The organism is Myxococcus xanthus, from assembly GCF_006402735.1.
Taxonomy (GTDB): domain Bacteria; phylum Myxococcota; class Myxococcia; order Myxococcales; family Myxococcaceae; genus Myxococcus; species Myxococcus xanthus_A.
The window spans coordinates 8,462,860-8,485,373 of record NZ_CP017174.1; the positions used below are offsets into that span (position 1 = coordinate 8,462,860).

At 69.2% G+C, this 22,514-nt stretch carries 23 protein-coding genes; 11 read left to right on the plus strand and 12 right to left on the minus strand.

The features are described from left to right. Positions 1–69: 69 nt before the first annotated feature. The 5 genes from dapE to BHS09_RS38945 all read right to left on the minus strand — a co-directional run bounded on the left by dapE (position 70) and on the right by BHS09_RS38945 (position 3,782). Positions 70–1,158, minus strand: coding sequence for a succinyl-diaminopimelate desuccinylase (dapE, locus tag BHS09_RS34855; RefSeq protein ID WP_140795678.1), 1,089 nt, complete (start codon positions 1,156–1,158; stop codon positions 70–72). A 25-nt stretch (positions 1,159–1,183) separates the two neighbouring features. Then, positions 1,184–1,834: a cupin domain-containing protein gene (locus tag BHS09_RS34860; RefSeq protein ID WP_140800199.1), complete on the minus strand. Its 651-nt coding sequence runs from the start codon at positions 1,832–1,834 to the stop codon at positions 1,184–1,186. A 40-nt stretch (positions 1,835–1,874) separates the two neighbouring features. Next, positions 1,875–2,699, minus strand: a complete 825-nt coding sequence (locus BHS09_RS34865; RefSeq protein ID WP_140800200.1) for a 2,3,4,5-tetrahydropyridine-2,6-dicarboxylate N-succinyltransferase — start codon at positions 2,697–2,699, stop codon at positions 1,875–1,877. Between the two features lie 53 nt (positions 2,700–2,752). Further along, a complete protein-coding gene (locus BHS09_RS34870; RefSeq protein ID WP_237080012.1) occupies positions 2,753–3,070 on the minus strand; it encodes a hypothetical protein in 318 nt (105 codons plus the stop codon). Between the two features lie 475 nt (positions 3,071–3,545). Then, positions 3,546–3,782, minus strand: a complete 237-nt coding sequence (locus tag BHS09_RS38945; RefSeq protein WP_237080013.1) for a SelT/SelW/SelH family protein — start codon at positions 3,780–3,782, stop codon at positions 3,546–3,548. Between the two features lie 187 nt (positions 3,783–3,969). Here BHS09_RS38945 and BHS09_RS34880 point away from each other — a divergent pair, with 187 nt between their 5' ends. Then, positions 3,970–5,412 carry a pyridoxal phosphate-dependent decarboxylase family protein gene (locus tag BHS09_RS34880; RefSeq protein ID WP_140800201.1) on the plus strand — a complete coding sequence of 481 codons (1,443 nt, stop codon included), beginning with the start codon at positions 3,970–3,972 and terminating at the stop codon, positions 5,410–5,412. Between the two features lie 81 nt (positions 5,413–5,493). Next, positions 5,494–6,213 carry a glycosyltransferase family 2 protein gene (locus BHS09_RS34885; protein WP_140796721.1) on the plus strand — a complete coding sequence of 240 codons (720 nt, stop codon included), beginning with the start codon at positions 5,494–5,496 and terminating at the stop codon, positions 6,211–6,213. 42 nt (positions 6,214–6,255) lie between these two features. Here BHS09_RS34885 and BHS09_RS34890 read toward each other — a convergent pair whose 3' ends face one another. Continuing rightward, positions 6,256–8,355: a monovalent cation:proton antiporter family protein gene (locus BHS09_RS34890; RefSeq protein ID WP_140795682.1), complete on the minus strand. Its 2,100-nt coding sequence runs from the start codon at positions 8,353–8,355 to the stop codon at positions 6,256–6,258. Positions 8,356–8,491: 136 nt separating this feature from the next. Continuing rightward, the gene (locus BHS09_RS34895; RefSeq protein WP_237080014.1) at positions 8,492–8,941 is read right to left on the minus strand and encodes a hypothetical protein; all 450 of its coding nucleotides are present in this window, start codon (positions 8,939–8,941) and stop codon (positions 8,492–8,494) included. A 387-nt stretch (positions 8,942–9,328) separates the two neighbouring features. On the opposite strand from BHS09_RS34895, the gene BHS09_RS34900 reads away from it, so the two are divergent. From BHS09_RS34900 to BHS09_RS34915, 4 genes are all read left to right on the plus strand, one after another. Next, positions 9,329–11,173, plus strand: a complete 1,845-nt coding sequence (locus BHS09_RS34900) for a hypothetical protein (protein ID WP_140800203.1) — start codon at positions 9,329–9,331, stop codon at positions 11,171–11,173. A 187-nt stretch (positions 11,174–11,360) separates the two neighbouring features. Continuing rightward, the gene (locus BHS09_RS34905; RefSeq protein WP_140795685.1) at positions 11,361–11,912 is read left to right on the plus strand and encodes a putative ABC transporter permease; all 552 of its coding nucleotides are present in this window, start codon (positions 11,361–11,363) and stop codon (positions 11,910–11,912) included. Positions 11,913–12,078: 166 nt separating this feature from the next. Next, on the plus strand, positions 12,079–13,113 hold the full coding sequence (locus BHS09_RS34910) for a rod shape-determining protein (RefSeq protein WP_120598366.1): 1,035 nt from the start codon (positions 12,079–12,081) through the stop codon (positions 13,111–13,113). Positions 13,114–13,219: 106 nt separating this feature from the next. Then, entirely contained in the window at positions 13,220–13,831 is a 612-nt protein-coding gene (locus BHS09_RS34915; protein ID WP_140800204.1) for a hypothetical protein, read from the plus strand. Positions 13,832–13,843: 12 nt separating this feature from the next. On the opposite strand, the gene BHS09_RS34920 is transcribed toward BHS09_RS34915, so the two are convergent. Then, positions 13,844–14,578 carry a glutathione S-transferase family protein gene (locus BHS09_RS34920; protein WP_140795687.1) on the minus strand — a complete coding sequence of 245 codons (735 nt, stop codon included), beginning with the start codon at positions 14,576–14,578 and terminating at the stop codon, positions 13,844–13,846. Between the two features lie 208 nt (positions 14,579–14,786). Then, entirely contained in the window at positions 14,787–15,800 is a 1,014-nt protein-coding gene (locus BHS09_RS34925; RefSeq protein ID WP_174260116.1) for a zinc-dependent alcohol dehydrogenase family protein, read from the minus strand. 118 nt (positions 15,801–15,918) lie between these two features. Between BHS09_RS34925 and BHS09_RS34930 the strand changes: the two genes are divergently transcribed. The 4 genes from BHS09_RS34930 (at position 15,919) to BHS09_RS34950 (ending at position 19,326) form a co-directional block, all read left to right on the plus strand. Continuing rightward, on the plus strand, positions 15,919–16,836 hold the full coding sequence (locus BHS09_RS34930; protein ID WP_140800205.1) for a LysR family transcriptional regulator: 918 nt from the start codon (positions 15,919–15,921) through the stop codon (positions 16,834–16,836). Between the two features lie 134 nt (positions 16,837–16,970). Next, positions 16,971–17,270, plus strand: a complete 300-nt coding sequence (locus BHS09_RS34935) for a DUF378 domain-containing protein (RefSeq protein WP_140795690.1) — start codon at positions 16,971–16,973, stop codon at positions 17,268–17,270. A gap of 290 nt (positions 17,271–17,560) precedes the next feature. Beyond that, entirely contained in the window at positions 17,561–18,484 is a 924-nt protein-coding gene (locus BHS09_RS34945; RefSeq protein ID WP_140800207.1) for a bestrophin family protein, read from the plus strand. Positions 18,485–18,600: 116 nt separating this feature from the next. Continuing rightward, positions 18,601–19,326 carry a hypothetical protein gene (locus BHS09_RS34950; protein ID WP_237080015.1) on the plus strand — a complete coding sequence of 242 codons (726 nt, stop codon included), beginning with the start codon at positions 18,601–18,603 and terminating at the stop codon, positions 19,324–19,326. Between the two features lie 46 nt (positions 19,327–19,372). Here BHS09_RS34950 and BHS09_RS34955 read toward each other — a convergent pair whose 3' ends face one another. Together BHS09_RS34955 and BHS09_RS34960 are read right to left on the minus strand one after the other, a co-directional pair. Beyond that, positions 19,373–19,750: a VOC family protein gene (locus BHS09_RS34955; protein WP_140800209.1), complete on the minus strand. Its 378-nt coding sequence runs from the start codon at positions 19,748–19,750 to the stop codon at positions 19,373–19,375. A 99-nt stretch (positions 19,751–19,849) separates the two neighbouring features. Next, positions 19,850–20,581 carry a helix-turn-helix domain-containing protein gene (locus BHS09_RS34960; protein WP_140795695.1) on the minus strand — a complete coding sequence of 244 codons (732 nt, stop codon included), beginning with the start codon at positions 20,579–20,581 and terminating at the stop codon, positions 19,850–19,852. A gap of 126 nt (positions 20,582–20,707) precedes the next feature. On the opposite strand from BHS09_RS34960, the gene BHS09_RS34965 reads away from it, so the two are divergent. Then, positions 20,708–21,106, plus strand: coding sequence for a hypothetical protein (locus BHS09_RS34965; RefSeq protein WP_140800210.1), 399 nt, complete (start codon positions 20,708–20,710; stop codon positions 21,104–21,106). Positions 21,107–21,122: 16 nt separating this feature from the next. On the opposite strand, the gene BHS09_RS34970 is transcribed toward BHS09_RS34965, so the two are convergent. After that, positions 21,123–22,415: a type I restriction enzyme HsdR N-terminal domain-containing protein gene (locus tag BHS09_RS34970; protein ID WP_140800211.1), complete on the minus strand. Its 1,293-nt coding sequence runs from the start codon at positions 22,413–22,415 to the stop codon at positions 21,123–21,125. Between the last annotated feature and the right edge of the window lie 99 nt (positions 22,416–22,514).

The window sequence follows — 22,514 nt, forward strand, 5'->3', positions numbered from 1 at the left end:
AGCGGACGAATGACGTGCACCGCGCGGGGTCCTCATGCCCTGGAGGGCATGTCCCGCGACGAATCCCCGTCAGCTCGCGCCCGTGAGGAAGGCCGCGAGCTTCTCGTACGCGTCCGCGAGCGGCGGGATGGGCGCGCTCTCGTTGGCTTGATGCGCCTGGGCCGTCTCACCGGGCCCGAAGTTGATGGCGTCCACGCCCCACTCGCCGAAGCGCGCCACGTCCGTCCAGGCCTGCTTGGAGGCCGCGGGCAGGCCGGTGAGAGCCATCAACTTCTGGAACAGCGGGTTGCCCGCCACCACCGGGCCGCTGGGCGACGCATCGGTGAACTCCACCTCGGCCCGCCCGGCGACGAGCGCGTGCACGTCCGCCTTCGCCTGTTCGATGCTCTTGCCCGGCGCGAAGCGGTAGTTGAGGTTCAGCTCGAAGGCTTCAGGGATGACGTTGCGCGCGCGGCCGCCCTTGGCGAGCGTGGCGTTGATGACCTCGTAGAACGGGAAGCCGGCGACGTTGACCTCCACGCGCTGACGCCCGAGCAACTCCGCGAGGAACGGCCCCGCCTTGTGGATGGCGTTCTCCCCCTGCCACGGCCGAGCGGAGTGCGCGCTGCGCCCGGTGAAGCGCACGGTGACCTGCATGGAGCCGACGCAGCCCACCTGCACCACGCTGTCGGTGGGCTCCATGGCGATGCCGAACCGCACCTTCGCCAGGTCCGGCCGCTTCTCGTACAGCGGGATGAGGCCGCTTTCGGCGTAGGCCCCCTCCTCGCGCTCGTAGAAGAGGAAGGCCAGATTCACGGGCAGCGTGTCGCGGCGCAAATCCTCCGCGAGCGCCATCATCACCGCGAGCCCGCCCTTCATGTCCGAGGCGCCCAGTCCGAAGACGCGCTCGCCCTCGATGCGCGCCTCGCGGCCCGCGTCGCTGGGGTGCGCGGGCACCGTGTCCAGGTGACCGATGAGGGCCACCGTGGGGCGCGCATCCTCCAGCTTGCCGAGCAGCAGCGTGTGGCCGACCCGGAACACCTCCTCCCGAGGGAAGTGCCGGAGCGCCCAGCGCTCCACATGGTCGGCGATGGGCCCTTCCTGGGTGATGGGACTGGGGATGCGGCACAGCTCGAGCGTGGTACGAGCCAGCCGCGTGGCGAGGTCGATGGAAGCCATACGCCTCCCACCATAGCGCCGGGCGTCAGCCGTCCGCGAACGCTTCCTCGAAGCTCGTCACGCCCTCCAGGACGGCGGCACACAGACACGCCGGCCCCTCCGTCAGCGCCGTGAAGCCATGCGCGCTGCCGTCCGTCTTCTCCAGCTCCTCGCCAGGCCAGACCTCGTGCCCTTCGTCCTCGCGGAAGCCGCCCTCCAGCACCAGGTTCCACTCGCGGCCGTGGTGTGTGTGCCGGGGGTAGCGCACCCCGGGGTGGAGCCGGAGGATGGCGGCCATCGTCCCTTCTCGCGCGGGGCCCGTCTCCACCGGCATCAGCTCCGAGCCCTCCACCGGTCCGGGCATCCACGCCGCCGGGTCGCTCACGGCGTCCAGCAACGCCAGCGCTCGCTCGCGCGAAAGGTCGAAGAAGGCCGCCACCCGGTCCGCGAAGCGGGCAAGCCGCCCCGGACCCTCCATCTGGTCCATCAACCGCGTCAGCACCGCGGGCGGCGGCACCACCAGCGACGCCAGCGCCGCATGCGTGGACACCAACCGGTCCGCCACCTCGCGGCACCGCGCGCACTCCGCGAGGTGCTGCTCGACGGACGCCCGGGCTGGGGCCTCCAGCATCCCCAGTGCCCATTCGGGCAGGATGTCGTCCAGATGGTGCGCCATCGTCACGTTCCGTCCCGTCACACGCCTTCTACGGCGCGCGCGGGCTGCTGGATTTCAGCCATTACACCGCCACCGCGAAGTCGCGGAGCGCCGCATTGAGGCTGGTCTTCTGGTCGGTGGACTTCGTCCGCTGACCGATGATGAGCGCGCACGGCACCATGTACTCGCCGGCCGGGAACTGCTTCTCCCGCATGCCGGGAATCACCACGCTGCGCGCGGGGACGCGGCCCTTGAAGACGCGCTCCTCGGGGCCGGTGACGTCGATGATTTGAGTGGACGCGGTGAGCACCACGTTGGCGCCCAGCACCGCCTCCTCCTCCACCACCACGCCCTCCACGACGATGGAGCGGCTGCCCAGGAAGGCACCGTCCTCGATGATGACGGGCGACGCGGAAGGCGGCTCCAGCACCCCGCCCAGCCCCACGCCGCCGGACAGGTGGACGTGCTTGCCCACCTGGGCGCAGCTGCCCACCGTGGCCCACGTGTCCACCATGGTGCCCGCGCCCACGCGCGCGCCGATGTTCACATAGCCCGGCATCACCACCGCGCCCTTCTCCACGAAGGCGCCGTAGCGAACCGTGCCCGGGGGCACCACGCGCACGCCCGCCGCCTCCAGGCCCTTCTTCAGCGGCACCTTGTCGTAGAACTCGAAGGGGCCTACCTCCATCACCTTCATCTCCGACACCGCGAAGAACAGGAGGATGGCCTCCTTCACCCAGGCGTTCACCTTCCAGCCGTCCACGCCCTTCTCCGCCACGCGGAGCTCACCCGAGTCCAGCCGCGCCAGCGTCTCGCGCACGGCGGCCACGTGGGCCGCGTCCTTCAACAACGTCCGATCCGCGAACGCGGCGGACACCCTCTGGGACAGCTCTTCGATGGGGGCCATGGCGCCTCCTTGAAGCACAAAACCCCGCGCCGCGCCGCACCTGGTTGAAGGGCTCAGACGGGAGTGGACGCCTCATCCAGCTCGGCCAGCGGCAGGGTCTGCGTGGGAATCTCCGCGTGTGCGCCCTTGTCGGCCGCCACCACCCGGCCCGGCATCTGCCCCTCCAGGAACACCGAATCCCGGGAGACATGCCGCACGCGGGCCAGCGGGAACTCCGTCCACCGCCGGCTGAAGGGCCAGCGCCGCGCGTAGAGGTGTTCCCGGCCGATGAGGGCCACGTAGCCCAGCATCGCCCCGCTTTCGTCCCGAACCCGCAGTCCACTGGTGAGGGAGCGCCGCTCGTAGGGCGACGCGACTATCGGCCACGCCATGGGTGTCACCTCCTGTGCCCCAAAGCTGGGTGCCCCACGCCATGTCCGGGAGCGGTCCACCGGGGTCTGATTCCCGCCCGGCTGCCCGGCCGCCTGCCGCGCGGAGCACTCGAATTTTCCTAGGTTTCTTGGATTTTCAGCAACCTGCTGGGAGAACTCCTTCTGCGTCAGCCCGCTCGCCATGAGATGCCCCTGGTATGCCCCCAGGGATACCTTGTTCCCGAGCTTCTCGACCTCGGCGCGAGTCATTGCAGGATGCAGTCGCGCAAAGACAGACTTCTCCGCCGCCGCCAGGGTCGTGACCCCAAGAAGAGCAGCAACGCCCAGGACTCTCGTGGCACAGCGCCGTGCAGACATTGAAGCTCCCCTGCTCAACCATGGCGAACCTCGTCCGCGCGAAGTGGGCGCGTCGTAAGGCCGGCCCGCACCTCACTCGCACCCAGCATCGCACGAAGCGACAGAGGCAGCCTGCACGCTACCGCCCCAGCACCTTCGCCACCGCGTCCACCACCTCGTGGTCCGTGGGGAATGCGAGCGACGCCTTCCGGATGACGACCTTGCCATCCACGGCGACCTCGTAGCTGCCCGAAGGGCCCGGCAACAACTCCGCCTCTACATCCAACTCATCCTTCAATGCGACCGCCGCACGGGCGGCCCGAGGCCTGTAGCCTCAAGCGGTACAGTAGGTAATCGTCACCTTCGGGTCGGCCATGGCCATCCTCCTCACATGAGCGGGGCACACGGGATGCGCGCCCCATGAGCCAGACTTAGTGCGCGCCGCCACCACACGTCACCCTGCCTGCTCACTTGGCCCCTCTTACCAAGGGTTCTCCGCACACCCGGTAACGGACGAAGGGACCATTCCGCCCTCGCACCTGCACGGCTAGGGTCGCCGCGCCATGACGGACTTTCGAGCGCGAATCGCCGCCGCCTACGACGCTGACGCATTCCGCCGGGAATCCCACCGGTTGATGGACACGCTCTCCGACTACCTCGCGCGCACCACCCGCGCCGAAGGGCCCGTGCTGCCCTGGGCCGCCCCCGCGGTGAACGTGGACCGCTTCGCCGCGGCGTTCCCCGAAGCCCCCACGGGCGACTTCGCCGACCTCATCACCCGCGTGCTCTCCGGCTCCAACCACCTGCACCACCCGCGCTACGTGGGCCACCAGGTCACGGCCCCCGTGCCACTGGCCGCCCTGTGCGACGCGGTGTCCTCCCTGCTCAACAACGGCATGGCCGTGTACGAGATGGGCCCCGTCTCCACCGCCATGGAGCGCAACGTCCTGCGCTGGATGGCCGCGCGGCTCGGCCTGCCGGAGACAACGGACGGCGTGCTCACCTCCGGCGGTTCCCTGGGCAACCTCACCGCGCTGCTCGCCGCCCGGCAAGCCAAGGCCGGCTACGACGCGTGGAACGGCGGCGCCCACGCCGGCCCACCCCTCACCGTGCTGGCCGCCCAGACGACGCACTACAGCCTCGCCCGCGCCACCCGCATCATGGGCTTTGGCGAAGGCGGCGTGACGCCCGTCCCCGTGGACGAACACTTCCGCCTGCGCCCCGAGGCACTCGACGCCGCGCTCGAGTCCGCCACGCGCGCTGGACGCAAGCCCATCGCCGTGGTGGCCAGCGCGGGCTCCACCGCCACCGGCGCCTTCGACCCGCTGGAGCCCGTGGCCGACTTCTGCGAGCGCCACGGCCTGTGGTTCCACGTCGACGGCGCACATGGCGCCTCCGCCGTGCTCAGCCCCGCCCACCGACACCTCGTGCGCGGCATCGACCGCGCGGACTCCGTCATCTGGGACGCCCACAAGGGCCTGCTCATGCCCGCGCTGGTGACAGCCGTCCTCTTCCGCGACGGCGCCCGCTCCTTCGAGTCCTTCTCCCAGGAGGCCAGCTACATCTTCCACGGCGACGCGGAGCGCCCCTGGAGCGACGTGGCCCTGCGCACCCTGGAGTGCACCAAGGAGATGATGGCCCTCAAGGTGTACGCCTGCCTCGCGGTGCTGGGCACCCGGCTCTTCTCCGACGCGGTGACGGAGTCCTACGAGCAGGCCCGCCGCTTCGCCCAGCGCCTCTCCGCCGCCAGCGACTTCGAGGTCGCTGTGCCGCCCGAGTGCAACATCCTCTGCTTCCGCCACACCCCCGCGCACGTCCCCGCCGAGCAGTGGGACACCCTCCAGACGAAGCTGCGCGAGCGATTGGTGACTCGCGGGGATTTCTACCTGGTGCAGACGAAGCTGCCCCAGGGCGTCCATCTCCGCGTCACCCTCATCAACCCGCTCACCACCGATGCGGACCTGGACGCCCTCATGGACGCGCTCCGGGCCGCGGCGCTCCGCTGATCGCCGCGCCCGACCCGGCCCACACCTTCCGTGCCAGAAGATCGCTCCATGACGCAAAATGCGGTACAGCCGCAAAACGCCATGCTCGTCTCACTCGTCATCCCCGTCTACAACGAGATTCCCACCCTCGCCGAACTGCTGCGCCGCTGCGTCGCCGTCGACTTCCCGAAGGAGCTCGTCCTCATCGACGACTGCTCCAAGGACGGCAGCCGCGAACTCCTGCGCCAGCTTCAGGAGCAGGGTGTGGGCTTGTTGGGCGGTACGCCGCGCAACCGCAACGAGGTGCGCGTGCTCTTCCAGGAGAAGAACCAGGGCAAGGGCGCGGCGCTGCGGCGTGGCTTCACCGAAGCCACGGGCGACATCATCATCGTCCAGGACGCGGACCTGGAATACGACCCGCGCGACATCCCCAACGTCATCCAGCCCATCATCGACGGGGATGCGGACGTCGTCTTCGGCAGCCGCTTCACCGGCACGCCCCGGCGCGTCCTCTATTACTGGCACACCGTGCTGAACAACGTGCTCACCACGCTGTCCAACATGACCAGCGGCCTGAACCTCACCGACATGGAGACCTGCTACAAGGCCTTCCGCGCCGAGGTGCTGCGCTCCGTGCAGGTGGAGGAGGACCGCTTCGGCTTCGAGCCGGAAATCACCGCCAAGGTGGCCCGCGGCCGCTGGCGCGTCTTCGAGGTGCCCATCAGCTACCACGGGCGCACCTACGAAGAGGGCAAGAAGATTGGCTGGAAGGACGGCGTGCGCGCCCTCTACGCCATCGCCAAGTACAGCGTGAAGCGGTAGGCGCCGGGGGCGGAACGAATCCCGCCCCCAACCCCGTGTCCCTTACACCTGGGCGCCCGTCGGCTCAGGAGCCGAGGCGGGCGCCGGTGAACCGGTGAGCAGGCTCTTGGCCGCCTCCACCGCGTCGTGCGTGCCCGTCAGCGCCAGCACGTCACCGGGCTGCAGCACCTCCTGCGCGGACGGCACGGACACACTCGAGTCCCCGCGCCGGATGGCCAGCACCGTGGCCCCCGTGAGGCCGCGGAGGTTCACCTCGGCCAGCGTCTTCCCCGCCGCGGGACTGGAGACCTCCAGCCGCACGGGCACGGGCTCACCCAGACCCGGGAGCACCTTGGAGACGTGGTCCAGCGCGTGCTCATCCGCGCCCGGCTCCCGCGAGTGGGACTGCGCCGCCAGCGCCTCCACGATGACCTGCGCGCCCGCGCGGACGTGGCCGTGCAGGTTGGTGGCGCCCCGCCAGAACGTCACGCCCAGCGCGCCAATCAGGGCCAGCACGACGAGGGGGCCCATGGCGCCCCGGAGGAAGGGCTGCGTAATCGCCACCACCGGCACGCTCACCAGCAGGATGATGCCCAGTTGCAGCGTCACCAGCAGCACGCGCCGGGGCGCCGCCGCCAGGTCCACCCGCCCGTCCTTCCGCCCGGGCAGCGCCGCCTCTGCCAGCTCCTCGCCCAACCGGCGCGCCACCTGCACCACGCCCACCAGGAACGGGATGGAGAGCAGCACCGCGCCACCCAGGATGATGTAGCGGGACAGGTTCTCATCGATGCCCAACCGCTGCTCGATGAAGGAGCCCAGCTTGCCCGCCGTCAACGACGTGCCAATCACCAGGACAATCAGCAACACGGCGTCCAGCACCATCAACCGCGCCAGCCGCCGCACCGAGGCCCCAAACGTCTGGCGCCGGGGCGCGTCGCGCAGCCGCTCAACCCAGGTGCCGTACAACGTCACGAACGTCTGCAGCGGCTTGGGCAGCTTGCGGTCCACATAGCTGGCCACCGGCCCCGACACGCGAATCAGCAGGGGCGTCGTGAGCGTCGTAATCGCGGAGACGGCCACCGCCACCGGGTAGATGAAGTTGCCCGTGGCCTTCAGCGTCAGGCCCAGGCCCGCGATGATGAAGGAGAACTCACCAATCTGCGCCAGGCTCATGCCCGCCTGCACGGAGGTCCGGGTGCTGTGCCCCGTGAGGAACGCGCCCAGCGTCACGCTGAAGAGCTTGCCCACGATGACCACGACCGTGAGCACCAGGATGGCGGCCCAGTGCTCCGCGATGAGCGCCGGGTTGATGAGCATGCCCACGGACACGAAGAAGATGGCCGCGAAGATGTCCTTCACCGGCTGCACCAGGTGCTCCACCACCTTCTCCTCGCCGGACTCCGCCACCAGCGAGCCCGCCAGAAAGGCCCCCAGCGCCACCGAATACCCGAAGGCCTGCGCCAGCAGCGCCACCGCGAAGCAGATGCCCACGCTGGCCACCAGGGTCGTCTCCGGCTTGTTGAGCTTCACCACGTAGCGCACCGCGCGGGGGATGGTGAACAGCCCCACCACCACCAGCCCGACGAGGAACGCCACCAGGCGGCCCGTGGTCAACGACAGCTCACCCAGCGACAGGCCGGTGCCAGAGGACACGGCCGTCAGCGTCGCCATCAGGAGGACGGCGATGAGGTCCTCGACGATGAGGACGCCCACCACCAGCTCCCGCAGCCGGCCCCGGATGTTCTGCTCGTCGAAGGCCTTGGCGATGATGGTGGTGCTGGACACGGCGATGAGCGCGCCAGTGAAGAGGCTCTCCAGGGTGGTCCACCCGAAGGCGCGCCCCACCACGAAGCCCAGCCAAATCATGATGCTGCACTGGATGACGGCGGTGACTCCCGCCGTGGGCCCCACCGCGAACAGCTTGCGGAGGCTGAACTCCAACCCCAGTGAGAACATCAGGAGGATGACGCCCAGCTCCGAGAGCGTCGTCACCACCTCCGGGTTGGCGACGAGCGGAATCGGCAGGTACGGGCCGACGACGAGGCCGGCCAGGATGTAGCCCAGCACCACGGGCTGGCGAAGCTTCTGGAAGAGGACCGTCGTCACTGCCGCGACGCACAGGACGACGGCAATGGCTTGGAGGACCTCGTGGGCTCCATGCATCGGTACACCTCGAAAAAATAACCCAGCGGAAGATTGAGATTCGGACTGGTCCGGCGGCGTGCGGCGGACCGCGCATCATGCGGGAGGAAACGAAAGGCAGGCGCGTTGCCCGCCAGCCCGATTCCGAGCGCCGTCTTCAGCCGCGCGCGGGAGGCCCGCGCAACGACTGGGTGACGAGCGTCGGCCGGTCACCGGCGTTGCCTCCTCGCACCATCAGGGCCGCGGAGCGCAGCAACCGGACGGTGTCGGTGGCAACGGCCCGCCGCCGTTCTCGAGCCTGACGGTGGGCTTCATGGAAGCCCGGCTGGAAGGACTCTCGTTCCCGGCCCAGGGTCGGTTTCGTCTTCGCCCCGGCCGGGGCGCTCATCACCGCGGCCCAGGTGTCGCTCCCCACCCCGGCCAGGCGCCCACAGCGCAACTGGCGGGTGCGCTTGCCCACGAAGGCCGCGCCGCCCCGGTCCACCCGCGCGCCGTTTCCCTCGGAGGGCCCGTACACGGCGTGGACCTCGGCGGCCACCACCCGTTCCAACACGTTGATCCACGGCACGGACGCAAGCGCCGTGCCCAGGGCAATGGCCAGCAACATCCCGTGCGCGCGTCGCCCGGGTGGGGATAGCGGAGCTGTCGGGCCGGCGGAGCACATCCGCTTCTCCTGTATTACGCGGGTGCCACCCAGTAAAGCGCTCCCCCGCGGCGGGAAAACGCCAATTCAGCGCTCGGCGGCCAGGTTTCTGCCGCGCCGACGAAACTCTTCCGCCTCATTTCCTGAGAATCCCCGCAGCCCTCACACAGTACCCGCTCTTTCTAAAGGGCAGGAGCCGTCCATGCCTGCTTTCAAGACTCGACACTGCTGAGGGCCTCGGCTGGCCCGCCACAAGGCCACAGCCGGCACCACACCCCTGAAGCGCGCACGTGCCGCGTCCCGCCCCCGCGAGACGACCCACGCCGTGACAGCCTGGAGAAGGAAGCCCCCATGGGAATCGGAAAACTGATTGGCGGAGCGGCGGACGCGGCGAAGCGGGCCGCCGAGGCCGCGGCGAAGCGGGCGGCGGAAGCGGCCCGGCGCGCGGCGGAGGCGGCGGCGCGCAAGGCCGCGGAAGCCGCGGAGCAGGCGGCGGCCAAGGCGCAGGAGGCCAAGGAGAAGATCTCCAACGTGGCCCAGGAGCGGACCCGGGACGTCTTCGAGGGCGCCAAGGACAAGGCCGGTGACGCCGTGGGCGGCGTGGCCAACGCCACCAAGAACGTCGTCGAAGGAACCAAGGACCGGGTGCAGGACGCGGCGGGCAACGTGCGCAACGCCGCCGGTGACGTGTTCGAGGCGGGCCGCACCGCGACCCAGCGCACGCTGAGCGCCACCGGCGTCGCGGCCACCGTCACCGCGAATGGCCTGGGCAATGTCCTCCAGGGGGCGGCGGAGCGGGCGGGCCCGGTGCTCGACAAGGCGACCGACATCGCCGCGGACGGCCTGGACCTGGCGGGCCGGGCCATCCAGGACGCGCCCACGCTCAACCCCCTGCAGGGTATCGGCAACGACATCATCGGCGGGGCGCTCCAGGGCGCGGCCGACGTGGTGCGCGACCCGGTGGACACGGCCCGGGCCATTGGCGACGCCGTCAACCTCAACCGGCAGGTGGACCAGCTCAAGCCGGGTGAGAGCACCTCCATCAGCCTCTACGCCGAGGCCAACGGCGCCACGCTGGCCGGCAAGGTGAAGGGCACCCTGGGCGTCAGCCGCAGTGAGGAGGAAGGCGGCGGCTACACCGTGTCCGTCACCGGCGAGGTGGGCGCGGGCGTCGCGGCCAAGCTGGGCGCCAAGGGCGCGGCGGACGTGGGCGCCGAGGCCTTCGGCACCGCCGGGGCCACGGTGGAGTTCCAGTTCGACACGGCCGAGGAGGCCAAGAACGCCACCCGCATCATCGCGGCCTCCACCGCCACCGCGGGCGCCGCCGCGAGCAACCCCGTGCTGGGCGCCGGCGTGAATCAGGTCCTTGGGGATCCCCTGTCGGACCTGGCGGGCCTGACGAAGAACATGAGCGCCGTGGAGTTCAAGCTGGGCGCCGAGGCCAGCGTCAACGCCGAGCTGGGCATGAAGGGCCTGCCGGAGGCCATCAGCGCGGGCGCCGGCGCGGGTGCCGGAATCAACCAGAGCACCACGGCCCGCATCGAGATGGAGGGCGGCAAGCCCCAGAAGCTGACCCTCAAGCAGAGCCTCGAAATCAACGGCAACGCCAGCGCGTCCGCGGGCGTGGGCATCCCCACGGGCGGCGGGGACTCCGTGTCCCTGCCCACCAACGCGTCCGCGGGTGTGTCCGGTTCGCTTGGGGTGGAGCTGGAGCAGAGCGTGGAGCTGCCCGAGGGCTTCAACCCGACCGACTTCATCAAGGACCCGAAGGGCACCGCTCGCGAGATTGGCGCCAGCGTGCGTGACACCCATGAGGCCAAGCTGACGCTGACCGACTCGCGTCAGGCCAACGCGTCCGCGCTGGGCCTGGGCGGCGCGACGGGCCGCGAGGTGAAGGCGGAGATCAGCGGCAACATCAACGACATCGCCACCAGCGGCGCCTTCGGCAGCATCGCCCGGGGCGACGTGGGCCAGGCGCTGGACCAGCTCAAGGACAAGGTCGAAATCAAGGCCACCGTCCAGGACAAGCACAAGGTCACCGGCGACTTTGGCGTAGGCATCCACGCGGGCGTGGGCGGCGGCGAGGTGGGCATCTCCACCGAGCGCACCTACGTGGGCGAGGAGCAGGACCTCAACGCGGCCCAGCTCGCCGAGCTGTACCTCACGCAGCGCTGGTCGGCCGGCATCCCCGGCTGAGCCAGCGCCGCCGGGGGCCCGCCCGCCCTGGGCGGGCTCCTGGGCGTGTGGGCCCGTGTCGTCGGGCCCGACTCCCGCACAACGGGGACAGGCACACCGTCCGCCATGGCACAGCCGAGGCAGGCGGCCAGCACCGACCCCAGGGGGCGGGAGTGCCCCTTCTGCGGGGCGGACTTAGCTTTCCGAGGTGCTTTCAAGATTCCTCGTCTACGGGTGTGTGGGTTGGGTGCTCGAGGTGATGTTCACCGGCACGGGGGCCGCGCTGAAGAAGGACCGGAACGCCACGGCGCGCACGTACCTCTGGATGCATCCCATCTACGGAGGCACGGCCCTGGCGCTGGAGGAGGTCTCCGCCCGGCTCAAGCCCCTGCCCCGGCCGCTGCGGGCGCTGGCCTACACGGGGCTCATCTTCGGCGCGGAGTACGGCACGGGCTGGCTGCTCAAGCGCCTGCTCGGACGCTGCCCGTGGGACTACGCGCCGCACAAGTGGAGCGTGCACGGCCTCATCCGGCTGGATTACGCCCCAGCCTGGTACCTTACCGCCCTGTTGTTCGAGCCCGTGCGTGACACGCTGCTCCACGTCACCAGCGCGGCCCTGCGCCAGACGCCCGAGTACCGCGACGCCGAGGCCCAGGGGACGCTGCCGCCCACGGCGCTCCCCGAGGAGAAGCCGCTGGAGGCGGGGGTGGTGGCGGCGCGCCTCGAGTCGGTGCAGGCCGAGCCCACGCCTATTCCCTGAAAGCCGGGAGCGCGCCTGCGTCCGCTGGCCGACTGCCCCCCAGGCGGATGTGAAGGCCGCTACCGGCTTTTCTTCCTCCGTGCTGCGTCGCGTAGTACCTTGGCCCGCGTCTGCCCCCGCTATGACGGGGAAATTCCGACGACCCCCCGAAAGTTCCCGCCCCCGTATGTTTGACTGGCTTCACACCCTCTTCTCGCGTGACCTCGCCATCGACCTCGGCACGGCGAACACGCTCATCTACATCCGAGGCCAGGGCATCGTCTCCAACGAGCCCTCGGTGGTGGCCGTCCAGCATGACTCGCGCGGGGGCAAGAAGGTCCTCGCGGTGGGCAAGGAAGCCAAGGAAATGCTCGGGCGCACCCCGGGCAACATCGTTGCCATCCGTCCGATGAAGGATGGCGTCATCGCGGACTTCGAAATCACGGCCGCGATGCTGCGCTACTTCATCCAGAGCGCGCACAACCGCAAGACGCTCGTCAACCCGCGCATCATCATCGGCATCCCCTCCGGCATCACCGAGGTGGAGCGCCGCGCGGTGCGCGAGGCGGCGGCCAACGCGGGCGCCCGCGAGGTCTACCTCATCGAGCAGCCCATGGCGGCGGCCATTGGCGCGGGCCTTCCGGTGACCGAGCCCAGCGGCAACATGATTGTGGACATCGGCGGTGGCACGTCCGACGTCGCGGTCATCAGCCTCGCCGGCATCGTGTTCGCCAAGAGCGTGCGCATCGGCGGCGACAAGCTGGACGAGGCCATCATCCAGTACGTCAAGCGCAAGTACAACCTGCTCATCGGTGAGCGCACGGCGGAGCTCATCAAGATGGGCATCGGCACCGCGTACCCGACGGACGAGGTCATGACCATGGAGATCAAGGGTCGCGACCTGGTGGCCGGCGTGCCGCGCACGCTGACGGTGTCCAGCGACGAAGTGCGTGACGCGCTGGCGGAGCCCGTCAACGGCATCGTCGAGGCGGTGAAGCTGACGCTGGAGCGCACTCCGCCCGAGCTCGCTGGCGACATCGCCGACCGCGGCATCGTCCTGGCCGGTGGCGGCGCGCTGCTGAAGAACCTGGACACGCTGCTGCGCGAGGAGACGGGCCTGCCCGTGTTCCTCGCCGAGGACCCGCTCTCCGCCGTCGTGATTGGCGCGGGCAAGGCGTTGGAGTCGCTCGACATCCTCCGGCAGGTCTGCCAGCCGGGCTGAGCCTCCGGGCTTCGGCTCCACGGCGCCACCTCTCACGAGGTTGGCGCCGTTTCGCTTTCAGGGGCCGTGTTTGACAGGCGCGCGCGCGGTGGACTGTGGTGCCGCCATGAGAACGTCCACCGTGCGTCCCAGGCTGTCCGCGTTCACCGCCGCCGCCCTGCTGGTGGCCTCTCCCGCCCTCGCGGACTGGTCGGCGGACGTCACCACGAAGATGACGCTGGAGGCCGGCAAGAAGCCGCCTCCGGACATCCAGGGCAAGGTGTACGGGCGCAAGGGACTGCTGCGCATGGACGCGGAGCTGCCCGACGCGTCCGGCGGCAGCATGTCCATCCTGTTCGACTTCGAGAAGCGCACGGGCACCACGCTGATGCATCCGCACAAGGTGGCCACCGAGCGGAGCCTGGATGACCTTCCGGTGAAGCTGCCCGCGTCGTGCACCAGCAAGACGCAGAGCTACGACGCCTGCTTCAAGGAGCAGGGCTACAAGCAGGTGGGCTCGGAGAAGGTGAACGGCCACCCCTCCGCCGTGTACGAGGGCACCATTCCGGGCGCGACGGGCGTGCCGACGCACCAGAAAATCTGGCGGCCCACGGACCTGCCCGAAGTCCCGTACGTGCGTGCACGCACCACGAGCCCCTCGGGACAGGTGCTGGTCCGCCAGCGCATGGGCCAGCAAGGCTTCCATGTTCCGCAGGGCACCACCCCGCCAGCGCCGTGACGTGCGCGTGGCTCAGGGACGGCGGTGCTTCGCATAGAGGCCGTCCCGCCACTCGAGCAGGTCCGGGAAGCGGGAGGCGAGCGCCGCGTCGCTCCACACCGCTCGCGTGCCGGGGCCCAGGGGAAGGTAGCCGTCGTCCGCCGCCCTCACGAACTGGAGCATCAGCGCGGCCGTGATGTCCGCGTAGCTGAAACGCGACAGCAGGTAGTCCCGGCCGCTCAGGGCTTCACGCAGGCGCTCCAGCGTGGGGATGACCTTCTCATGAACGGCGGCGGCGATGTCCGCGGGCGCCTGGTGCTTGCGGGCCACGAAGCGCGCGCCCAGCCTCGCGGACGGCGCCAGGACAGTCCGGAGCCCCATGGGCAGGAAGGCGGGGAGGCTCTCCACCTGGGCCTGACGATTCTCTAGCAACGCCGCCACCACCTTGGCGCGCGCCGCGGAGAGCACCTGCTCGCTGTCGTCCTCCCAGCGCTGAATCACCGGGAGGTCCGCGGCGGGGAAGAGTGGCTCCCCCTGCCCCAGTTCCTCCGCGCGCCGCGCGATGACGAACGAGCCGGGAAAGGCCTCGCCCTCGTCGATGAGCAATGGCACGGCGGGCCTCACACCACGCGGCGTGCGCCAGCGCAGCAGCGGCTCACCGATGAGCGGCAGGTGTTCGCGGTAGCGATAGGCGACGCGGTGGTGGTCCAACGCCCAACGGGTCTTCTCCGTCCAGGGCGAGTAACTGAGTCCGTAGAGTGTGCGCATGCCGCCTGGGACAGTACGCCCGGGCGCCTGCGCGACTCCAGACCCGCTGACGATTCAAACCCTTACAGCGCCACCCGCGCCCATCGTTATGTCTTCCGCCAACGCATGCCGTGGTCCTTCACCCTCGCACGCGTCTGTCTTTCCTCCTGGAGCACCACCACCGGGGCCCCTGAGCGCGTCGTGGCGCACGCCTCGGCGCGGGTCCAGGTCAAGCCGTGATGACCAGTTTGCCAAACGGCCCGCGGTCCAGATGTTCGAGCGCCGTGGGCAGCGCATCGAGCGAATAGACAGTGTCGACCACGGGCTTCAATGCCAGCCGGTCCACCGCGCGCACCAGGTTCTCCAGCCCGCGCCGGTGTCCGACGAAGATGCCCTGGATGACGCCGGAGCTCAGGAACAAGGGCTGCACCGGGAAGCGGCTCTCGAAGCCCTCGAACACGCCGATGAGCGAGACGCGCCCATCCGACGCGAGCGCCTTCACCGACCGGCCCAGGTTGTCCCCACCCACCAACTCCAGGATGTGGTCGGCCCCCGCGCCTCGCGTCAACTCAAGCACCGCCGTGTGCCACTCCGGGGTGTGACGACGATGGATGCCGTGCGCGGCGCCCAGGGCCTTCACGCGGGCCAGCTTGTCCTCGTCCCCCGAAAGCACGATGACCTCCGCGCCCATGGCGGCGGCAAGCTGCACCGCGAACAGGGACACACCTCCCGTGCCCTGCGTCACCACCGTGTGCCCCGGACGCAGCCCGCCCAGCTCCACCAGGGACGTCCACGCGGTGAGGCCGGCGCACGGCAACGTGCTCGCCTGCACGTCATCCAGTGTCGCGGGAGACGCCACCAGCCACTGCTCCGGCATGACGACGTACTCCGCCAGAACGCCCGGCGCGTTTCCGCCCAGGCTGCGCACCGTCCCACGCGGCACGGGCCCCTCCACCCAGTCCGTCTGGAAGTTGGCGATGACGCGCGCCCCTTCCTTGAAGCGCTGCACGCCCGTGCCCGCCGCGACCACCACGCCCGCCATGTCCGACGCCGGCGTGAAGGGCTGGTGCGCCGTCAGGTAGCCGCCCCCGTCGAGCATCAGCTTCTCGCGGTAGTTGAGGGAGACCGCCGACACGCGAATCAACACCTCACCGGCACCCGGAGAGGGAATCGCCACCTCCGCCAGTTCCAGGTGCGCCCGTCCCGCCTGCGTCGCCTGCCAACGCTTCATCGTTCCGCCCATGGTCCGCTCCGCGTCCTGCATGAAAGTGATGCGGGAGCTATACGGACGAAGCAGCGTCGCCAGTGGCGACACTTTGTCGAGTCACTGGAGACGCGCGGGCACCAATGGGAGCAGCGTCATGATGGACCGCCTTGGAGGCGTCTTCGCCTTCGTCCAGGCCGTGGAAGCAGGAAGCTTCGCGCTCGCCGCGGAGCGCATGGGGCTCTCACGCTCGGCCGTGGGGAAGAGCATCGCGCGGCTGGAGGAGCGGCTGGAGACCCGGCTGTTCCAGCGCACCACGCGCCGGCAGAGCCTCACCGAGGACGGCCAGGCCTTCTACGAGCGCTGCGTACGCGCATTGGCGGAGCTCGAGGCGGCGGAGACGGCGCTGGACTCAGGACGGCGCGCGCCCACGGGCCGCCTGCGCGTCAGCGCGCCCGTGATGTTCGGCCGGCACTGCGCCGCGCCGCTGCTGCGCGAGTTGGTCCTCCAGCATCCGGGACTGGAGCTGGAAATCGCCTTCAGCGACCGGATGGTCGACCTCGTCGAGGAAGGCTACGACCTGGCCCTCCGCGTCGCGCCGCTGGCGGACCACGCGGGACTGACGGCGCGCCGGCTGGGCGTCCAGACGATGTCCGTCTGCGGCGCGCCCGGCTACCTGAAGCGCCACGGCCGCCCGAAGACACTTGAAGACCTGGGCCAGCACGACGCGGTCGTCTATGGCCGCAACGGCGTCAACAAGCCCTGGCGATTCCCGGACGAACAAGGCGGCGAGCAGCGCATCACCGTCCAGGCGCGCCTGCGCTTCGACGACGTGGAGACCATCATGGACGCCGCGGTGCAGGGGGCCGGGCTGGCGTGGCTCCCTCGCTGGCTCATCGCGGAGCACCTGCGCGGCGGCAGGCTCGTCGAGGTGCTGGAGACGCAGCGCCCCTATGGCAATGAAATCTACGCGGTGTGGCCTCAGAGCAAGCACGTGACATCGAAGGTACGCGCGGCCATCGACCTCCTCGTCGCGCGCATTCCCGAGCGACTGAAGGACACCCACTCCCGCTGAGCCGCACGGCAGTCGAAGCACCGAGCCGGACAATCGGTGCTGGTGGAGTAGCCAGGACGCGTCCGGGCAACACCTTATCCGAGAGGCATCACCCACCTGCACGGGTGGAACACACCTAGCCAAGGATACGAGCCATGGAACGAGCGGACGCGGACCGAACCAGAGGAGGGCTCGCCAAGGCGATGGCCGTCCTGGCCATCATCGGCGCCATCAACTGGGGCCTGATTGGCTTCTTCAATTGGAACCTCGTGAACGCGCTGTTCGGCGGCGATACACGGACAGCGATGAGCGCGCTCAGCCGTCTCATCTACTCCGTCGTGGGTCTGTCGGGCATCGCGCTGGCACTCACCTTCCCGTGGAAGAAGAGCCTGGGAGCCACCACAACGCCGAGAACAGACGTGGGGTTTCACCGCAGAACCGAAGTGCGTCCATGACTCCGGCGGGCCCGCTGTTCTCACGGGCCCCTGAGTCCACCTCGGGTGATACGTTCGGCATTCCGCAACACTGCGGTTCCGCCTCGGCCCGCCCATTCCGGGCCGGGGCCGCCGCGCGAGGAAGCTGTCGCCATGGCGTCTGGTCCTTTGCAGACCACACCATCGGACGGATTCACGACGGACAGTGGTACACGCTTACCAGCGGGCCCCGCTCTCCCTAATCGCCTGGACACATCCCTCAGAGGAGCGCTTGCGACCCGGAGGCATTTGGCGCAGGAAGGCCCCTGCCCGTGATTGTCCGTCCTCGCCTCAGCTCGCTTCGGCTCCTCTTCGTCGTGCGCGGGACCATCCTCCCGCGCGTCCTGCCCCACGTTCTGGGCATCGCGGCGCTCTCCGCGCTCGTCGTCTGGGCGTACCGGCAAGGCTATCTGAATCTGCAGATTTCCTCACCGGCGCCGCTGTCCCTGCTGGGCATCGCCCTCTCCATCTTCCTCGGGTTCCGGAACAACGCCTGCTACGACCGATGGTGGGAGGCCCGGAAGCACTGGGGCGCGCTCATCATCGAGCTGCGCTCGTTCTCCCATGAGGCCATCGCGCTCCTGGGGGACGACGGCAGCGGAGCGCAGCAGGCGGTGCGCAGGCTGGTGAGGCGGAACATCGCCTTCGCCCACGCGCTGGCCGCGCACCTGCGCGGTCACGACGCCCGGGAGGACATCAGCCGCCTGCTGCCGGCCCCTGAGTCCTCGCGCGTCCTGGACAGCCCGAACCGCCCCAACGCCCTGCTTCGGGAGCACGACCGGGAACTGGCCACGCTCCTCCGGGAGAAGCAGCTGACCGACATCACCTGGAGCGAGCTGCGGACGCGCGTGCATGGCTTGATGAACGTGCTCGCCGCCTGCGAGCGCATCCGCTTCACGCCCCTGCCCTTCACGTACACGGTGCTGCTGCACCGCACGGCCTACCTGTTCTGTCTGCTGCTGCCCTTTGGCCTGGCGGAGGCGCTGGGCTGGTTCACGCCCGTGCTCGCCGCCATGATTGCCTACACCTTCTTCGGGCTCGACCGGCTGAGCGACGAATTGGAGGAGCCCTTTGGCAAGGAGCCCAATGACCTCTCCTTGCTGGCGATGGCGCGCACCGTGGAGATGAACCTGATGGAGGCGTTGGGCGAGCCGCAGCCCGAGCCGCTGAAGCCGCGCGACTTCATCCTCCCCTGACCGGCCCGCGTCACGCTTCCAACACGTCGGCTCCGTAGGGTGGCTTCCGCAGTCCCCACCCCACCCTCGGAGAAGACCCCGTGCGTGTCATCGCTTCGCTAGCAGCCCTTCCTCGATTGCTCGCTCTGACATTGTGCCTGTTCGGCGCCCAGGCCCTGGCGAGCTACGCATCGGTGCCGGACGGCACTGTCCTCCTCAGCTCCGGCAACACCAACCGCTACCTGGTGGCGGGCGGCGCGAGGTTCTTCATCCCCTCCACGCAGTGGAGCCTGTATTCCGGCGCCAACCTGGTGGTGATGTCCCAGTCCGCCATTGATGCCATCACCCAGATTCCCCAGGACGGCACGCTGCTTCGCGAGCATGGCTACGCGGCCATCTACGTCGTCGTAGGAGGTACGATCTGGTGGATTCCCTCCCCCACGGAGCTGGACCACTGGGATGACTGGAAGACCATCAACAACGTCCCGCGCCAGTGGGAGACGGCCTTCCAGGATTACAGCGTCCAGGTGCTGGTGCGCGAGCGCACGGGGACCCAGGTCTATGTCTGGATTGCGGGAGCGAAGTTCGCCATCACCAATGCATCGGACCTCGCCTACTACGGCGGCGAGCCCAACGTGAAGACGGTTCCCCTGGGTACACTGGCCAGCTACACCAGCGAGCCCTTCTGCGGAGTGTCTCTGCGCGAGCGGTCGAGCAGCACCGTGTATTACCTCGGGTACCACGCGTATGCCCCCACCACCCTGAGGAAGTACGCCGCGCTGTGGGCCGCCGATGGCGTGGTCCCAGACGGCGCACTCGCCTCATTCCCGGTGACCACGGGCGAGCCGGCCTGCATCTGGTAGCGCGGTGAGCCCGGGAGGAGGGCGAGCCCTCCGCTCTCCTCCCCTGTCAGGCAGGGACTTGCAAGACGGCCAGCACGTTGCCTGAAGGGTCCTTGAACCAGGCAATGGGCGGCCCCCTGTCACCACGGACGATGCCCTTCGCATCCGCGTCGAAGCCGTCGTACCGCTCGAAACGCACGCCGCGTTGGGACAGCGCGTCCACCGCCTTGTCGATGTCATCCACGGGGAAGTTGAGAATCGTGAACGACGCAGGGGTGTGGTTGTCCTTGGGATAGACGAGGATGTCCCTGCCGCCCGCGATGTGCAGCGTCAACATGCCGTCCGACTCGGACGTCTTCAGGCCCAGCGTCTCGCCGTAGAACTTCCGGGCCGCCGCCACGTCGCGCACCGAGAAGCCGCTGAACGCCTTCGTGTCTCCGAACATGCCTGACTCCCTGGCTGGATGGCCGCCGTACCCGGCGCTCTCCTTCAGGTGGACATGGACCGCGCCCGACGCAACGACGGGCCCGCGGGGAATAATCCATCACATCGGATGGAACTGCTCGATGGTGATTTCCTCCACCAGGGCATCCTGGGGGGCGCCGAAGCTGGTGAGCGTGGTGTACCAGTGTGTCGTCGTGCCATCCCGGGTGAACGTCAACGGAACCAGCACCGAGCCGGCGTTGGCGGGCCGCAGCGCGGTCAACGCCTCGACACCTGGCTGCGCCAGGACACGGGCCAGGACCGATGCCACGGGTGAGCGGGGGCCGCGCATGCGAGCGCCCTCCCGCAGCCGGTGGAGCAGATACCCGGCAATCTCCTCCCAGTTGCCAATGGCCGAGCGCACGGGTCCGGGCACGAAGACGAGGTCCATCAGGTTGACCTGTCCCAGCGCCTCGCGCGTCTGCCCCATCATCGCGAGCGCGCCCGAATTCGCGTCGAGCACCGTCGAGCTCGAATCCACCACGATGGCGGGATACGGCTCATGCGACGCGAGGATGAGTCCCGCGGCCCGCCGGACCTCCGCCAGCTCCGGGCTGTGCCAGCCGCGCTCGCCGAACTGAGGCGCGAACCCCGCCGCCACCAGCAGGGCGTTGCGGTCCCTCAGCCCCAGCCCCAGGGCCTCCGCCAGCCGCAGCACCAGGTCCTGACTGGCCCCGGAGCGGCCCGACTCCAGGAACGAAAGGTGGCGCGCCGATACCTGCGCATCCAGCGACAGCGCCAGCTGGCTCTTGCCGCGCAGCGTTCTCCATTCCTTGAGCAGGGGTCCAATCATCGCCGTGTCCCTTTCCGAGCCCAGACTGCCCCAGGCCGTGACGCGGGACGATGACCTTCGAGGTAATTGAGAACATTCCCTGCCAGGAACACTGTGCTCCCGTTCCCAGCCACCCGGAGAGCCCAGATGATGACCCACTTGCTGCGCAACCCCCGCTTCGTCTACCGCTTCGACGCCGCCGCCTCGCTCCTCATGGGCGTGGCCTTGTTGCTCCTTGCCCCCAACCTCACCCAGCTCGCGGGCTGGCCCCTGCCGTCCAGCTTCCTGTTCGGCGTGGGCCTCTTCCTGCTGCCGTGGTCGGCCTTCAACCTCTGGGTCGGGCTCAAGCAGCCCGTCCTGGGAGCAGCGCTGGTGCATGTCCTGGTGGACGCCGCCTGGGTGGTGGGCAGTGTGCTGCTCGTCGTCATGCATGCCCAGGAGCTCACGCCCCTGGGGACCGCGCTGCTCGCCGGGCAGGCCTTCGCCGTGGTGGGCGTGCTGACCCTCAAGGCCATGGGACTCACGTCGCTTCGCGCGGCGGCGTGAGCACCGCGGCGGAGCGTCAGCCCGTGATGACCTTGAGGGCGGGCTTCCCGTCCTCCTGTGTGGCGGCGTCTGGAGACGGTGGTTCATCACGCACCGTCTTGGACAACTCCAGGCTCCGGGTCATCAGCGCCTTCAGCGCCCAGACCTGGGGCACCGATTCGACGAAGACACGGCTGATGCCCAATCCCGCGGGCGCCGCCTCCACCTCGAAGCCCGCGGCAATGGCGCGGGCCTCGTCCACCGGCACCCAGGTGACGATGCTCTTGCGCTTGCCATTGCCGAAGAACCGGGCGAACCACTTCGTGGGCCGCTTGAAGGACACGTTGAAGTAGGACGCCGTGTCCCGGTAGAGGATGTCCTCGGCGACGTGGCCGTTCTTGACGCAGATGTCCCGCACCACGCCGAAGAACTCCAGCTCCGTCTCGGTGGTCTCCACGGCGGCGCGGCTCTTCTCGTCAGGCGCGGCTCGGCCATCCGCCTCGAAGGGCTTGGCCGAATCCGGCTTCACCACGTTGGCGCCCTCCTGCGCCGCCGCGGGCTCCGCGCCCTCGTTGAGCCGCTGGATTCGCTCCTTGAGCTTGTTCAGGAAGTCGTCGCCCATGACCCGCAGCAGCGTCGGCTCGATGGCTTCCTTCGCGACGTCCGCGAGCCGCTCCATCACCGCGGTGGTCCGCTTGCCCTTGTAGATGTCCTCCGTGAGCCACTTGAGGAAGGCCTCGTGCTCACCGGGCGCTTTCAGGGCGGACGCGAGCTTGTCGATCATCCCCTGCCGGTAGCGGCTGTTCTCCGCGTCCGTAATCAGCGTCGTCGCGTTGAAGGCTTCACGGCTGAACTTGGACAGGAACTTGGCCACCTTCACCCAGTCCGACTTCGTGTCCTCCAGGGAGAACGTGAAGAAGGGCTCCGGGTCCATGACGTTGGGGTTCTCCAGGTCCCCGAAGAAGAGGTAGTGGCACCCGTCGGTGATGATGCCGAAGTGGAGCTCCGGCAACTGCGCCAGGTAGCGCGCCAGTTGCTGCGCGCGGGACTTGAGGTCGGTGCCCAAGGGCTTGGTTTCGATGACGATGAGCGGCTTGGTGCCCGTCTGGTCGAAGATGGCGAAGTCCATGCGGTCCGGCAGCTTCTTGCCGTCTCCCTGGACGAAGTCCGCTGTGTATTCCAGGCGGACCTCCCGAGGAACGCTCGGGTCGTAGCCGAGGCTCCGGATGAACGGGACGACCAGCGCGATCTTCGCGGTCTCCTCGTTGGAGATGAACGCCTTGTTGTCCTGATAGCGCTTGACCAACTCCAGCAGATGGTTCGCGTCCATGGCACGTCCCCCTGCCCGGGCATGCGAGGCGTCCGGGCGCGAAGGTGATTTCAAGGCGCGGGGGCCTTGGCGGCCATCCCCCCCAGGGGTGAGGCCCGC

What these genes read in the sequence shown, in the direction of transcription:
- dapE (WP_140795678.1), bottom strand. Translation starts at nt 1,158, where the DNA reads ATGGCTTCCATCGACCTCGCCACGCGGCTGGCTCGTACCACGCTCGAG.
- BHS09_RS34865 (WP_140800200.1), bottom strand. Translation starts at nt 2,699, where the DNA reads ATGGCCCCCATCGAAGAGCTGTCCCAGAGGGTGTCCGCCGCGTTCGCG.
- BHS09_RS34870 (WP_237080012.1), bottom strand. Translation starts at nt 3,070, where the DNA reads ATGGCGTGGCCGATAGTCGCGTCGCCCTACGAGCGGCGCTCCCTCACC.
- BHS09_RS34880 (WP_140800201.1), top strand. Translation starts at nt 3,970, where the DNA reads ATGACGGACTTTCGAGCGCGAATCGCCGCCGCCTACGACGCTGACGCA.
- BHS09_RS34885 (WP_140796721.1), top strand. Translation starts at nt 5,494, where the DNA reads ATGCTCGTCTCACTCGTCATCCCCGTCTACAACGAGATTCCCACCCTC.
- BHS09_RS34890 (WP_140795682.1), bottom strand. Translation starts at nt 8,355, where the DNA reads ATGCATGGAGCCCACGAGGTCCTCCAAGCCATTGCCGTCGTCCTGTGC.
- BHS09_RS34895 (WP_237080014.1), bottom strand. Translation starts at nt 8,941, where the DNA reads ATGTTGCTGGCCATTGCCCTGGGCACGGCGCTTGCGTCCGTGCCGTGG.
- BHS09_RS34900 (WP_140800203.1), top strand. Translation starts at nt 9,329, where the DNA reads ATGGGAATCGGAAAACTGATTGGCGGAGCGGCGGACGCGGCGAAGCGG.
- BHS09_RS34910 (WP_120598366.1), top strand. Translation starts at nt 12,079, where the DNA reads ATGTTTGACTGGCTTCACACCCTCTTCTCGCGTGACCTCGCCATCGAC.
- BHS09_RS34915 (WP_140800204.1), top strand. Translation starts at nt 13,220, where the DNA reads ATGAGAACGTCCACCGTGCGTCCCAGGCTGTCCGCGTTCACCGCCGCC.
- BHS09_RS34920 (WP_140795687.1), bottom strand. Translation starts at nt 14,578, where the DNA reads ATGCGCACACTCTACGGACTCAGTTACTCGCCCTGGACGGAGAAGACC.
- BHS09_RS34925 (WP_174260116.1), bottom strand. Translation starts at nt 15,800, where the DNA reads ATGGGCGGAACGATGAAGCGTTGGCAGGCGACGCAGGCGGGACGGGCG.
- BHS09_RS34930 (WP_140800205.1), top strand. Translation starts at nt 15,919, where the DNA reads ATGATGGACCGCCTTGGAGGCGTCTTCGCCTTCGTCCAGGCCGTGGAA.
- BHS09_RS34935 (WP_140795690.1), top strand. Translation starts at nt 16,971, where the DNA reads ATGGAACGAGCGGACGCGGACCGAACCAGAGGAGGGCTCGCCAAGGCG.
- BHS09_RS34955 (WP_140800209.1), bottom strand. Translation starts at nt 19,750, where the DNA reads ATGTTCGGAGACACGAAGGCGTTCAGCGGCTTCTCGGTGCGCGACGTG.
- BHS09_RS34960 (WP_140795695.1), bottom strand. Translation starts at nt 20,581, where the DNA reads ATGATTGGACCCCTGCTCAAGGAATGGAGAACGCTGCGCGGCAAGAGC.
- BHS09_RS34965 (WP_140800210.1), top strand. Translation starts at nt 20,708, where the DNA reads ATGATGACCCACTTGCTGCGCAACCCCCGCTTCGTCTACCGCTTCGAC.
- BHS09_RS34970 (WP_140800211.1), bottom strand. Translation starts at nt 22,415, where the DNA reads ATGGACGCGAACCATCTGCTGGAGTTGGTCAAGCGCTATCAGGACAAC.